Genomic DNA, 13,607 nt, shown 5'->3' with positions numbered 1-13,607 from the left:
GGCGGCCAACACCGCGTTCAACGGGTTCCCGGTGCTCGGGTCGATCCTCGCCCAGGACCGCTACCTTCCGCGCCAGTTGCACACTCGCGGCGACCGGCTCGCGTTCTCCAACGGCATCCTCTTCCTGGCGTTCGCCGCGATCGCGTTCGTGGTGGCGTTCCGCGCCGAAGTCACCGCGTTGATCCAGCTCTACATCGTCGGGGTGTTCGTCTCGTTCACGTTCAGCCAGATCGGCATGGTGCGGCACTGGACTCGGTTGCTGCGCACCGAGAGTGAGCCGGTGATCCGGCGCAAGATGATGCGATCCCGGGTGATCAACGCGATCGGCTGCGCGTGCACGGGAACGGTTCTGGTGATCGTGGTGGTTACGAAATTCGTTGCCGGAGCGTGGATTGCGATACTCGCGATGGGCATTCTGTTCGGGATCATGAGGCTGATCCACAAGCACTACGACACCGTCACGCGGGAACTCGAAGAGCAGGCGGCCGAGGAGACCGACTTCGTACTGCCGAGCCGCAACCACGCGATCGTGCTGGTGTCCAAACTTCACCTGCCGACGCTGCGCGCGCTGGCCTATGCCAGGGCCACCCGGCCGGACACGCTCGAAGCAATCACCGTCAGTGTCGACGACGGGGAGACCCGCGCGCTCGTGCACAAGTGGGAGGACAGCGACATCAGCGTCCCGCTCAAGGTGATCGCCTCGCCGTACCGGGAGATCACCCGGCCGGTGCTCGACTACGTCAAGCGGGTCAGCCGGGAATCGCCGCGCACCGTGGTCACCGTGTTCATCCCCGAGTACGTGGTCGGGCACTGGTGGGAACAGGTGCTGCACAACCAGAGCGCGCTCCGGCTCAAGGGCCGGCTGCTGTTCGAGCCGAACGTGATGGTGACGTCGGTGCCGTGGCAGCTGAGTTCGTCGGAGCGGCTCAAGACATTGCAGCCGCAGTCCGCCCCCGGCGATGCGCGCAGGGGATTCCTGGAGTGACGGATGCGGCGGCTGCGCCCTCGGATCTGACGCTGACCGCCGGGCCGCCCGCCAACGGCGGCAGCTGCGTGGCGCGCCACGACGGCCGCGTCGTCTTTGTCCGCTACGCGTTGCCCGGCGAGCGGGTCCGGGTCCGGGTGGTCGCGGACCGCGGAAAGTATTGGCACGCAGACACTCTCGAGGTCATCGAGCCGTCTCCCGACCGCGTCGATTCGATCTGCCCGATCGCCGGGCCGGACGGTGCGGGTTGCTGCGACATGGCGTTCGCCGAGCCGGCGGCGGTGCGCAGGCTCAAGGGCGCGGTCGTCGCCAACCAATTGACGCGGCTGGGCGGCTACCACTGGTGCGACGAAGCCGATGCGACCGCCGAAGCCGTCGGAGACGGCGGCCCCACAGGGTGGCGGACCCGGGTGCGGTTGGACACCACCGACGACGGACGTCCGGGTTTTCACCGGTTCCACAGCGCCGAACTGGTCACCGACCTGGACTGCGCGCAGCTGCCCGACGGCATGCTCGACGGGCTGGCCGACCGGAATTGGCCACCCGGCGCGCAGGTGCACGTCGCGCTCGACGACGACGGTGCGCGGCACGTCGTGCAGTCCGGGCCACGGTCGGCACACGAGGGTGCGCGCAAGGCTGCCACTCAGGTGGTCGAGGGCGCCTACGAGGCCGTGCAGCGCGTCGGCGACCGGACCTGGCGGGTGCCGGTTACCGCGTTCTGGCAGGCGCACCGGGACGCGGCCCGGAGCTACAGCGAGTTGGTGGTCGACTGGGCGCAGCTGGGCACCGGGATGACGGCGTGGGACTTGTACGGCGGCGCAGGGCTTTTCGCGGCCGCACTGGCGCGGGAGGTCGGCGAGACGGGCAAGGTCGTCACCGTGGACACGTCGCGGGGGTCGTCGCGGGCGGCCCGGGCCGCGCTGGCGGACCTGGGTTGGGTGTCGGTGGTCACCGACTCGGTGCGCCGCGCGGTGGCCGCTCAGCGCCGACGCGCCGACGTCGCGGTGCTGGACCCGCCCCGGACCGGCGCCGGCCGCGAAGTGATCGACCTGCTGGCCGGCGCCGAAGTCCCGCGGATAATCCACATCGGCTGCGAGGCGGCGTCGTTCTCCCGAGATGTCGGGCTCTACCTCGGGCACGGTTACACGGTCGACGAGCTGAGGGTCTTCGACTCGTTCCCGCTGACGCACCACGTCGAATGCGTCGCGGTGCTGACGCGGTAAACGGGTATCCCGCACGGGATGCAGACCTTCCTGCCCTGCCCGGGCTTCGCCGACACCGCCCGCGTGCTCGACACCAAGCGGCTCGGCAAGCAGCGGGTGGAGACGATCCAGGTCGTCCGCGCGCTGACGGTGCCCGGCTACGGGTGGCGCCATCACCCCGCCGCGGCGATGTGGGCCGGCTACGAGGAGGCGCTCGTGCGCTACGGGCTCGACATCTGCGCCGCGTGGTGTGGACTGGGCCATGCCGACACGTGCGCGACCACGATGGCCCGCGACCTCGCGCACGGCACCGGGATAGCGACCCCGCGCACGCAGGAGGAACTCTCGGCCGCCGGCGAGATGCCGCCGTGGCTGGGCGATCCGGCATTTCACCGCAGCCACCAGTCGGTGCTCGTGCGCAAGGACCCGCCGCATTACCGCCGGTTCTTCCCCGACGTGCCCGACGACCTGGAGTACGTGTGGCCGGACTCCGACCGCCCGCGCCGGATCGCGGTCTGACGCGAGGCGCTGATACGTTGAGCGCAGGTGTGCCGGGAAGTCTGGTCGGCGACTGTTCGTCGACCGCACCGACAGATCGGGACCTGCCGTGACCGCCAACCCGCTTCGCCGCTTCGCGGAGCGGACGCTGCTCTCCCGCGGGTCATGGTCGGAGACGAACCGCGTCTCGACGATCCTGCGCAAGGAAACGGTCGGTGGCGCAATCCTTCTGGTGGCCGCCGCCGTGGCCATCGTCTGGGCCAACACGGCGTGGTCGGCGAGCTATTTCGCGCTGCGCGACCTCGAGGTCGGCGCAGAGCCGTTCGGCTTGCACCTGAAGCTCACCCTCGACGCCTGGGCGGCCGACGGGTTGCTCGCGGTGTTCTTCTTCGTGGTCGGCCTGGAACTCAAGCGCGAGTTCGTCGCGGGCGACCTGCGCGACCCCGCCCGCGCTGTCCTTCCCATCGCCGCCGCCGTCGGCGGGATGGTGGTGCCGGCGCTCATCTTCGTCGCGGTGACCGCCCATTCGGGCGACGGCGCGACACGCGGGTGGGCGATTCCGACCGCGACCGACATCGCGTTCGCGGTCGCGGTGCTGGCGGTCATCTCCACCCACCTTCCCTCCGCGCTGCGCACGTTCCTGCTTACCCTCGCCGTGGTCGACGACCTGCTGGCGGTGACGGTGATCGCGGTTTTCTACACCGAAGACATCGACGTGGCGGCGCTGTCGGCCGCGATGTTGCCACTGGCGCTCTTCGCGTTGTGCGTACAGCGCAGAATCCGGTCCTGGTGGCTGCTCGTGCCGTTGGCGGTGGCCACATGGGTGCTGATGCACGAGTCCGGCGTGCACCCGACGGTGGCCGGCGTGCTACTCGGGTTCACGGTGCCGGTGATGCGTTCGACGGCGGCCGGGGGACCGGAGGCCGGCCCCGGACTCGCCGAGCACTTCGAGCACCGCCTGCGCCCGCTGTCGGCCGGCGTCGCGGTGCCGGTGTTCGCGTTCTTCGCCGCCGGGGTCGCCGTGGGGGGCGCCGACGGTTTCGCGCGCGCGCTGGCTGACCCGATCACGCTGGGCATCGTGCTGGGCCTGGTGCTGGGCAAGCCCGTGGGCATCTTCGCGACCACGCGGGTGCTCGCCGCGGTCACGCGCGCCCGGTTGGATGCGGCGCTGCGCTGGATCGACGTGCTCGGGATCGCCGTGCTGGCCGGCATCGGGTTCACCGTGTCGCTGCTCATCGGCGACCTCGCCTACGGCGCCGGATCCGAACGTGACGAATTCGTGAAGATCGGCGTGCTGACCGGATCGGTCTGCGCCGCGGCCGCGGCGGCCGTGCTGTTGAGGCTTCGCAACCGGCACTACCGGGCGATTTACGAACAGGAGACGGCCGACACCGACCTCGACGGTGTGCCCGACGTCTACCAAGCTCGTCCCGACTGACTACTACGGGCGTGCGTAAACTGAAAAAATGATTGAACAGATCCGCGGTCCGGCCGATCTGCAGCACCTGACCCAGTCGCAACTGAGCGATCTCGCGCGTGAGATCCGCGAGTTCCTGATCCACAAGGTCGCTGCAACCGGTGGGCACCTCGGCCCGAATCTCGGCGTCGTCGAGCTGACGCTGGCGCTGCACCGGGTCTTCGATTCACCGCACGACCCGATCATCTTCGACACCGGGCACCAGTCCTACGTGCACAAGATGCTGACCGGGCGCAGCCACGAATTCGGCACCCTGCGCAAGAAGGGCGGCCTGTCCGGCTACCCCTCGCGTGAGGAGAGCGAGCACGACTGGGTGGAGTCCAGTCACGCCAGTTCCGCGCTGTCCTACGCCGACGGTCTGGCCAAGGCGTTCGAGCTAGCCGGGCACCGCAACCGCCACGTCGTCGCGGTCGTCGGCGACGGCGCGCTCACGGGCGGCATGTGCTGGGAGGCGCTGAACAACATCGCCGCCGCCCGCCGGCCAGTCGTGATCGTCGTCAACGACAACGGGCGCAGCTACGCGCCGACGATCGGCGGGTTCGCCGAGCACCTGGCCGGGCTTCGGCTGCAGCCCGGCTACGAGCGGGTGCTCGAGGAGGGCCGCAAAGCGGTTCGGGGGGTGCCGATCATCGGCGAACTCTCCTACCAGTTGATGCACTCCATCAAGGCCGGCATCAAGGACGCGTTGTCCCCGCAGGTGATGTTCACCGACCTCGGCCTCAAGTACGTCGGGCCGATCGACGGACACGACGAGCAGGCGGTCGAGTCGGCGCTGCGGAACGCGCGCGCATTCAACAAGCCGGTGATCGTGCACGTCGTCACCCGCAAGGGCATGGGCTATCCGCCCGCGGAGAACGACGAGGCCGACCAGATGCACTCCTGCGGCGTCATCGACCCCGAGACCGGGCTGGCGACGTCGGTACCCGGACCCGGCTGGACGTCGACGTTCTCCGAGGCGCTCATCGGATATGCGGCGCGGCGGCGCGACATCGTGGCCATCACCGCGGCGATGCCGGGGCCGACGGGCCTGTCGAAGTTCCGTGAGCGCTTCCCCGACCGGTTCTTCGACGTCGGCATCGCCGAACAGCATGCGATGACGTCGGCGGCCGGGCTCGCGATGGGCGGTCTGCACCCGGTCGTCGCGATCTACTCGACGTTCCTGAACCGCGCGTTCGACCAGGTGATGATGGACGTCGCGCTGCACAAGCTGCCGGTGACGATGGTGTTGGACCGCTCCGGTGTCACCGGCCCCGACGGCGCCAGCCACAACGGCATGTGGGACCTGTCGATGCTGGGCATCGTGCCCGGCATTCGCGTGGCCGCGCCGCGCGACGGCACCCGGCTCCGTGAGGAGCTCGGCGAGGCACTCGACGTCAACGACGGCCCGACTGCCATCCGGTTCCCGAAAGGCGATGTCGGCGAAGACATCTCGACGATCGAACGGCGTGACGGCGTGGACGTGCTGGCCGCACCCGCCGAGGGCCTGGCCAACGACGTGCTGCTGGTGGCGGTGGGACCGTTCGCGGCGATGGCGCTGGCGGTCGCCGAACTGCTGCGCAACCAGGGCATCGGCGTCACGGCCGTCGATCCGCGTTGGGTGCTGCCGGTGCCGGCGGCGATCGCCGGGCTGGCCCGCGACCACAAGCTCGTCGTCACGCTCGAGGACAACGGCGTCAACGGCGGCGTCGGCTCGGCGGTGTCGGCGGCGCTGCGTCGCGCGGAGGTCGACGTGCCGTGCCGCGATGTCGGCCTGCCGCAGCAGTTCTTCGCGCAGGCCTCCCGCGGCGAGGTCCTTGCCGAGGTCGGCCTGACCGACCGCACCGTGGCGCGCCAGATCACCGGATGGGTCGCCGCGCAGGGCACCGCAGTCAACGAGCCCGAGGTCAGCGAGCGACTCGACTGATCGGCGGGGCTCTACGCTGTGGGCATGAAACCGGCTGTCGTTGTTCGTGTTCTGAGCGTCGCGTTGCTCGTGGCCCTGGGCCTGTTGGGGGCGCCGGGCACAGTGTCGGCGGCAGAACCACAGTGGTCGGGTCTGGACGCCCGCAGCTACAGCGGACCGATCCCGGCGCCGGGTGGCTTGATCGAGTCGGTTCCGCTCGATCCTGACCTGTGGGTAGCCGGTGCCGGCGCGGGCTACCGCATCCTGTATGCCACGATCGACCAACACGATCGTCCGGCGGTCAGCACCGCTGCGGTGTTCACTCCGAAAACCCAACCGCCGCAAGGTGGTTGGCCCGTCATCGCATGGGCGCACGGCACCGTCGGGCTGGGTGACGACTGCACACCCTCGGCGCGCCCGCGCAGCGATCGCGACAACGAATACCTGCACCACTGGCTCGACCAGGGCTACGCGGTGGTCGGCACCGACTACGCCGGCCTGGGCACGCCGGGACTGATGAGCTACCTCAACAGCGTCACCACGGCGCGGGGCGTGGTGGACTCCGTGATCGCGGCCCACCACATGGGACTGGCGTTGTCGCCCAAATGGGCGGTGGTGGGCCAGTCGCAGGGCGGCGGTGCGGCGATCGCCACGGCCCGGTGGGCCACCGAGTTCAGCGCGGGCTCGGGACTGGACTATCGCGGAGTCGTCGCTACCGGCACCCCCGCCGGCGTCGAGAACATCGTCAGACAGGCCGGACCGCAGATGGCCGTCCCCCCGGAGCTGGGACCGGTGGCCAACGCCTACACCGCGTACATCGTGGCCGCGCTGCGCGACGGCCGGCCTGACCTCGACCTCAACCGCATCCTGACTCCGGCCGGCCGCGCGGCCACCGATCAAGCCGAAACGCTGTGCGTCGCGAATCTGGCGGCGGCGCTGGCCGACATGTCGCTGCCGGGCTTCTTCAATGCGCCCCTGTCGTCGATTCCCGGGGCTACCGAGGCGGTCGATGCGTTCATGGGTATTCCCGCGGACGGATATGACCGGCCGATCTTTCTCGGTGTCGGTCTACTCGATCGCGACGTGCCGCCGCGCCTCACCCTGCAGTTCAGCGACCGGCTCACCGCCAACGGTCAGGACGTCACGCTGAAGGTCTATCCGGACGAGGACCACAGCGGCACCGTGCTGGCGTCGCTGCCGGATTCGACACCGTTTCTGGCGCGGCAGTTCAGCTGACAGCGAGCCGAGGACATCCACGCAATCCAGCTAGGCTGCGGTGATGGACGCCGAGTTGGAAAACTGGAAGACCGCAGGCCGGTACTTCGACTACCTCGGCTTCGACATCTTCTACCGGTTCGACGGGCGGCCCCTGGGCGAGGCGCCGATCCTGCTGGCGATCCACGGCTATCCGTTCAACTCATGGGACTGGTCGCTGATCTGGCCGACGCTCACCGAGCGGTTCACCGTGATCGCCCCTGACATGATCGGGCTGGGGTTCTCGGCCAAACCCGCTGCCTATCAGTACTCGGTTCCCGATCACGCCGACATGCACGAGGCGCTGCTCGACCATCTGAACGTCGAGCGCTGCCACGTGCTGGCGCACGACCTCGGCGACTCGGTGGGCCAGGAACTGCTGGCCCGCAGCGTATTCGGCCAGCAGTCCTACGGTTCGGTGCACTACCAGTCGATCACCTGGCTCAACGGCGGCCTGTTCAACGAGGCGTACACGCCGCGCCCCATGCAGAAGCTCATGTCGGCAACCCCGTTGGGCGACTTGATGAGTCCGCTGCAGGGCAGTCCGCTGTCACGCCGGATGGTCGAGCCGACGATCAACGAGATGTTCGGCCCCAACACCAAACCGTCGCGTGAGCTGATGGACCGCTTCCACCAGATCCTCGAGTACAACGACGGAAAGCGGTTGCTGCACAAGGTCGGTCGGTTCCTCGCCGACCGGTATGCGCATCGCAACCGCTGGGTGCGCGCGATGCGCGAGACGTCGGTGCCGATGCGCCTCATCGACGGCCCGATCGACCCGAACTCGGGGGCGCACATGGCGCGCCGGTACGCCGAGGTGGTTCCTGATGCCGACATAGTGATGCTCGCCGACGACATCGGCCACTGGCCGCAACTCGAAGCGCCCGGGGAAGTGTTGCGGCACTTCCTGGCTCACGTCGACAAGACGATCGGCTAGTCGTCGCCGTCCAAGGCCACGGTCAGCACCGGAACGGTCAACTCGCGCTGCCAACGCCGCGCACCAGCCTCGCGGAGGAACTCATCGACCGTCGCAGCGACCGTCGAGTTTCGTGGCGGCTGCCAGTCCCAGCACAACCTGCGCACGACATCAGGGGAGAGCAGGTTCTCCGTCGGAACCGAAACGCGTTGCGACACCTCGGAAAGGCCGCCCCGCGCGGCTTCCAGTCGGGCGGCGGCCTCGGGTTTGCGCCTGGCCCACCGAGATGCGGGCGGGGGCCCGTTGGACGGTTCGTGCGATGTCGGCAGGTCCTGCATGGTGCGGGCCCGGGCGAGCGCGTCCAGCCACACCTTTGCGCTGCGGCGCTGCCGGTTCCCGCCGAAAACGGGAAGTGCGGTCAGCTTCTCGACGGTGTCGGGATCGGTGGTCGCGGCGTTGACGATCGCCGCGTCGGGCAGGATGCGACCGGGCGCGATGTCGCGGCGCTGGGCGATCTGGTCGCGGGTGGCCCACAGTTCGCGCACCGCGGCCAAGGCGCGGGGGTCGCGGACTTTGTGAATGCCCGACGTGCGGCGCCAGCGGTCGCGCCGCGTCGGCGCCGCCTCGAAACTCCGGAGGTGCTCGAATTCCTGTGCGGCCCAGTCGGTCTTGCCCTGCTCCTCGAGCACTGCGGCGACCGTGTTGCGCAGGTCGACCAGCACCTCGACGTCGAGCGCCGCGTAGTTGAGCCACTCGTCGGGCAACGGGCGCACCGACCAGTCGGCGGCCCCATGGCCCTTCATGAGCTGCAGACCCAGGAGTCGCTGCACCATCGCGGCGAGGTTCACCTTGTCGTAGCCGGCCAGCCGGCCCGCCAACTCGGTGTCGAAAAGGCTGACCGGCCGGATGCCGAGTTCGGCCAGACACGGCAGATCCTGGTCGGCGGCGTGCAGGACCCACTCGTCGGTGGCCAACACGTCGGCGACCGGTGCGAGCGTCTCGACCGGGTCGGCGCCGTGGCTCACCGGGTCGATCAGCACGGTGCCCGCGCCGTCGCGGCGGATCTGCACGAGGTAGGCGCGGTTCGAGTACCGAAATCCCGATGCCCGTTCGGCGTCCACCGCGAACGGCCCGTGGCCGGACGCCAAAAACTCTGCGGCCCTGCGGATCTCACTGACACTGACGGACAGCTCGGGCACGCCGTCGCGCGGCACGAGCAGCGGCGTGGGTTCCGGCTCGGCCTCTTCGGCCTCCGCTGCCTCCGATGAAGCCTCGGTCATCGTCAGGCGCGACTACGCGAGCCCAGGTCGGTGACGCCCTGCGGTGGCAGCCCGGCTGCGTGCTCGAGCACCTCGCAGAACGCCTCGACGTGCGGCCCCAACTCGAGCGTCGTCGCCGTCCACGAGGCACGCAGTTCGAGCTGATGAGCACGCGGCGGGCCGGAGATGTCGCCGTAGCGCACCGACGTGGTGGCGGTCACCGTGCCGCCGAGCGCCGTGACGTGTTCGGCACGCTCCTCGAGCGCGTCGACCAGCCAGCTCCACGCCACCTCGGGCAGCAGCGGATCGACCGCCTCGCTGGAATCCAGATCGGCCTGGATGTAGGCGACCAGGCGCATCGTGCCGTCCCACGCCTCAGCGCCTTCGGGGTCGTGCAGCAGGATCAGCCGGCCGAACGCGTCACCTTCGGACCGTTCCGGCACGATCACCGTCTCGGGATGGCGGACCTCGGCTCCCAGCGCATAGCTGTACGGCGCCAGCCGTTGCGGCGGACGGATCGGGCCCAGCTCGATCTCCGGTCGGACGGTGGTGGCATTCATCGCCGCCACCGCTTCGCGGAACTGAGCCGGTTCGGCGGTGGTCACGACGATTGACGCTAGCCCATCTGGGCTGGTCTGCGTGTGTGGCGCGCCGATTCGCGTGCGGTCGAGGCGAGGAGGGTCCCCTCGCCTGCGCATGGCAGCATTGAAAGCGATGAACACACGCCGTGAGCTGCCCGATTCGCCGTACCTGGCCGCCGCGAGCGGTCGCAAACCCCGCCGCGTGCCGGTGTGGTTCATGCGTCAGGCGGGCCGTTCGCTGCCGGAGTACCGCGCGCTTCGGGCCGAGAACACGATGATGCAGGCCTGCTTCGACTCCGAGCTGATCACCGAGATCACGCTGCAGCCGGTCCGCAGACACGGCGTGGACGCCGCGATCCTGTTCTCCGACATCGTGGTGCCGCTGCGGGCGTCCGGCGTCGGCCTGGACATCGTGCCCGACGTCGGCCCGGTGATCGAGCACCCGGTCCGCACCACCGCCGACGTCGCGACGCTGCGGCCGCTCGAGCCGCAGCAGGTCGCGCCGGTGGCCGAAGCCGTCGAGATGCTGGTCTCCGAGTTGGTCGACGTGCCGCTGATCGGGTTCGCCGGGGCGCCGTTCACGTTGGCGTCCTACCTGGTCGAAGGCGGTCCGAGCCGCAACCACGAGCGCACCAAGGCGATGATGCTCGGCGAACCGGACACCTGGCATGCGTTGATGACCGCGCTCACCGATGTGACGATCGCGTTCCTGCAGATGCAGGCCGACGCCGGCGTCGACGCGATCCAGGTCTTCGACTCGTGGGCCGGGACCCTGTCGCTAGCCGACTACCGCAGTTACGTGTTGCCGCACAGCACGCGGGTGTTCGCGACGCTGGCCGCCGCCGGGGTGCCGATGACGCACTTCGGGGTCGGCACCGCCGAACTGCTGGGCGCGATGTCACAGGCCGCTTCCGGTCACGGCGCTCCGGCTGTCGTCGGTGTCGACTGGCGCACGTCGCTGCCCGACGCCGCCGCTCGCGTCGCGCCGGGGACGGCCCTGCAGGGCAACCTCGACCCAGTGGTGCTGCTGGCCGGCTGGCCGGTGGCCGAACGGGCGGCGCGCGCGGTCGTTGACGACGGCAGGCGCGCGGTCGACGCCGGGGCCGCCGGCCATGTGTTCAACCTCGGGCACGGCGTGCTTCCCGGCACCGATGCCGAGCTCATCACCGATGTGGTGGCGTTGGTGCATTCGTTGTGACCTCGTCGTATTGCGTTGTCGGCGGCGGCATTTCGGGCCTGGTCGCGGCGTACCGACTGCGTGTCGCAGCTGGGCCGGGCGCGTCGATCACGTTGTTCGACCCCGCCGACCGGTTGGGCGGCGTGCTGCGCACCGAGCGGATCGGTGGGCAGCCGATGGATCTCGGTGCGGAGGCGTTCGTCGCGCGACGGCCGGAGGTTCCCGCGCTGTTGGCCGAACTCGGACTGGCGGACAGGCAGATCGGCACGACCGGTGCCCGTCCGCTGATCTACAGCCGGGCACGATTGCACCCGTTGCCGGTTGGCACGTTGCAGGGGATACCGGCCCAGCCGTCGGCGCTGGCGGGCCTGGTCGACGACGCCACGCTCGCACGCATGCACGACGAGCCCCGTCGGCCGTTCTCGTGGCGGCCCGGCGCTGACCCGTCCGTCGGCGAACTGATCGGCGACCGCTTCGGGGCGCAGGTGGTCACCCGGTCGGTGGAACCGCTGCTGGCGGGGGTCTATGCCGGCTCGGCGGCGACGATCGGCCTGCGCGCGGCAGTCCCGCCATTGGCCGTCGCGCTGGACCGCGGCGCCCGCAGCCTCACCGAGGCGGTGCGGCAGGCGGTGCCCCCACCGGTCACCGGATCGGTGTTCGGTGCCGTCGACGGCGGCTACGCGGTACTGATCGACGAACTTTTCCGGCGCGCCGGTGCGCACTGGGTTCAGGTCGGCATCGAGGGCCTGCGCCGAGCATCGCACGGCTGGGAGCTGATCGACGACGAAGGCAACCGGCACCACGCCGACGCGGTGGTCCTGGCCGTGCCGGCGCCGCGGTTGACGCGCCTCGTCACCGAGGTGGCCCCGCGCACGGCCGCCGCGGCGCGGCGCATCCCGGTGGCGTCGACGGCTCTGGTGGCGTTGGCGCTGCCCGGCGGGACGCCGCTGCCGCAGCAGTCCGGGGTGCTGGTCGCCGCCGGTGAACGCCTGCGGTCCAAGGCGGTGACGTTGACGTCGCGCAAGTGGGGCCGGCGCAGCAACGTCGAGTTGGTGCGGCTGTCGTTCGGCCGGTTCGGCGACGAGCTGGCCCGCAGCGCGGGCGACGAGGACCTGCTCGACTGGGCGGCGCAGGACCTGTCGACGTTGTTCGGCGTCAGGACCGAGCCGGTCGACTGGCGCGTACAGCGGTGGATCGACGCGATGCCGCAGTACGGTCCCGGCCACGCAGCGGTGGTGGCCGAACTGAGGTCGGGGCTGCCGCCGACGATCGCGGTGGCCGGCGGGTTCCTGGACGGCATCGGGGTGCCGGCCTGTGTGTCGGCGGCCACCCGGGCGGCGGCGTCGCTGGTCACCACCCGCGTGGCACGATAGGACCATGGCCAAACTCGACTTCGACGAGCTCAACTCGACCATCCGCTACCTGATGTTCTCGGTGTTCGCCGTGCGGCCGGGTGAGCTGGGGGACGAGCGCGCAGCCGTCGTCGACGAGACCGCGACGTTCCTCAAGCAGCAGGAGGAGCGCGGCGTGGTGGTTCGTGGCCTGTATGACATCGCCGGCATGCGCGCCGACGCCGATTTCATGTTCTGGACGCACGCGGACAACGTCGAGGCGCTCCAGGCCACGTACTCGGACTTCCGCCGCACCACCGCGCTCGGCCGGGCCAGCACGCCGGTGTGGAGCAGCGTGGCGCTGCATCGGCCCGCAGAGTTCAACAAGAGCCACATCCCGGCGTTCCTCGCGGGCGAGGAGCCGGGCAACTACATCTGCGTGTACCCGTTCGTCCGGTCCTACGAGTGGTACCTGCTGCCCGACGAGGAACGGCGCCGCATGCTCGCCGAGCATGGCATGGGAGCCCGAAACTACAAGGACGTGCGTGCCAACACCGTGCCGGCGTTCGCGCTCGGCGACTACGAATGGATCCTCGCGTTCGAGGCGCCGGAACTGCACCGCATCGTCGATCTGATGCGTGATCTGCGGGCCACCGACGCCCGTCGGCACACTCGCGAAGAGACGCCGTTCTTCACCGGCCCGCGGATCAGCGCCGAGCAGCTGATCGACCGCCTGCCCTAAAAGACCCCCGCCGGCGGTACGGCTCGTTCATCATGAGACGCATGTGGACGAAGGCAATGGTTGTGGCGGCGATGTCGATAGCTGCGCTCGGGGCAGCGCCCACCGGCTGGGCACAGCCGGACACCGAGGACTGCACTCCGCGGAACGGTCGGCTCGTCGACATCACCGCCGGCGACATCGACTGCAGGACCGCGTCCGACTACGCCGTCCAGTACGACCTGAACGGCGACAAGTACCAGGTGATCGGCCCGTTCACCTGTTATTCCGGTAACGCGATGACCGCGCCGTTGCTTTTTCAGTGCG

At 69.8% G+C, this 13,607-nt stretch carries 13 protein-coding genes; 11 read left to right on the top strand and 2 right to left on the bottom strand.

Translation table 11 applies throughout. The features are described from left to right. The 7 genes from A5663_RS06655 to A5663_RS06625 all read left to right on the top strand — a co-directional run. Nucleotides 1–985 (top strand): APC family permease (locus A5663_RS06655; RefSeq protein WP_197503316.1); only part of this gene is annotated, 985 nt, incomplete at its 5' end. Further along, the gene (locus A5663_RS06650) at nt 982–2,208 is read left to right on the top strand and encodes a class I SAM-dependent RNA methyltransferase (protein WP_068145620.1); all 1,227 of its coding nucleotides are present in this window, start codon (nt 982–984) and stop codon (nt 2,206–2,208) included. The genes A5663_RS06655 and A5663_RS06650, both read left to right, overlap by 4 nt. Before the next feature lie 18 nt (nt 2,209–2,226). Then, nucleotides 2,227–2,706, top strand: a complete 480-nt coding sequence (locus A5663_RS06645; RefSeq protein WP_068145617.1) for an MSMEG_6728 family protein — start codon at nt 2,227–2,229, stop codon at nt 2,704–2,706. An 88-nt stretch (nt 2,707–2,794) separates the two neighbouring features. Then, on the top strand, nt 2,795–4,123 hold the full coding sequence (gene nhaA / locus A5663_RS06640; protein WP_068145616.1) for a Na+/H+ antiporter NhaA: 1,329 nt from the start codon (nt 2,795–2,797) through the stop codon (nt 4,121–4,123). Nucleotides 4,124–4,151: 28 nt separating this feature from the next. Further along, the gene (gene dxs, locus A5663_RS06635) at nt 4,152–6,065 is read left to right on the top strand and encodes a 1-deoxy-D-xylulose-5-phosphate synthase (RefSeq protein ID WP_068145614.1); all 1,914 of its coding nucleotides are present in this window, start codon (nt 4,152–4,154) and stop codon (nt 6,063–6,065) included. Between the two features lie 24 nt (nt 6,066–6,089). After that, nucleotides 6,090–7,280, top strand: a complete 1,191-nt coding sequence (locus tag A5663_RS06630; RefSeq protein ID WP_068145612.1) for a S9 family peptidase — start codon at nt 6,090–6,092, stop codon at nt 7,278–7,280. Between the two features lie 43 nt (nt 7,281–7,323). Further along, the gene (locus A5663_RS06625) at nt 7,324–8,235 is read left to right on the top strand and encodes an alpha/beta fold hydrolase (protein ID WP_068145609.1); all 912 of its coding nucleotides are present in this window, start codon (nt 7,324–7,326) and stop codon (nt 8,233–8,235) included. On the opposite strand, the gene A5663_RS06620 is transcribed toward A5663_RS06625, so the two are convergent. Both A5663_RS06620 and A5663_RS06615 read right to left on the bottom strand, forming a co-directional pair. After that, complete coding sequence (locus tag A5663_RS06620; protein ID WP_068145606.1) at nt 8,232–9,494, bottom strand: ribonuclease D; 1,263 nt, start codon at nt 9,492–9,494, stop codon at nt 8,232–8,234. The two genes, A5663_RS06625 and A5663_RS06620, sit on opposite strands and share 4 nt — an antisense overlap. 2 nt (nt 9,495–9,496) lie before the next feature. Continuing rightward, nucleotides 9,497–10,033 (bottom strand): DUF3000 domain-containing protein, encoded by a 537-nt coding sequence (locus A5663_RS06615; RefSeq protein ID WP_231976709.1) that lies wholly within the window; start codon nt 10,031–10,033, stop codon nt 9,497–9,499. A 154-nt stretch (nt 10,034–10,187) separates the two neighbouring features. On the opposite strand from A5663_RS06615, the gene hemE reads away from it, so the two are divergent. The 4 genes from hemE to A5663_RS06595 all read left to right on the top strand — a co-directional run. After that, on the top strand, nt 10,188–11,252 hold the full coding sequence (gene hemE / locus A5663_RS06610; protein ID WP_068145601.1) for a uroporphyrinogen decarboxylase: 1,065 nt from the start codon (nt 10,188–10,190) through the stop codon (nt 11,250–11,252). After that, a complete protein-coding gene (locus tag A5663_RS06605; RefSeq protein WP_068145598.1) occupies nt 11,249–12,604 on the top strand; it encodes a protoporphyrinogen oxidase in 1,356 nt (451 codons plus the stop codon). Before hemE ends, A5663_RS06605 begins: the two co-directional genes overlap by 4 nt. 4 nt (nt 12,605–12,608) lie before the next feature. Then, nucleotides 12,609–13,304 (top strand): hydrogen peroxide-dependent heme synthase, encoded by a 696-nt coding sequence (hemQ, locus tag A5663_RS06600; protein ID WP_068145594.1) that lies wholly within the window; start codon nt 12,609–12,611, stop codon nt 13,302–13,304. Between the two features lie 41 nt (nt 13,305–13,345). Beyond that, nucleotides 13,346–13,607 (top strand): hypothetical protein (locus A5663_RS06595; protein WP_197503315.1); only part of this gene is annotated, 262 nt, incomplete at its 3' end.

Source organism: Mycobacterium sp. E740 (genome assembly GCF_001672895.1).
Taxonomy (GTDB): Bacteria; Actinomycetota; Actinomycetes; order Mycobacteriales; family Mycobacteriaceae; genus Mycobacterium.
The sequence above is the reverse complement of the archived record's forward strand: the minus strand, read 5'-3'. Positions and strand labels throughout refer to the sequence as shown.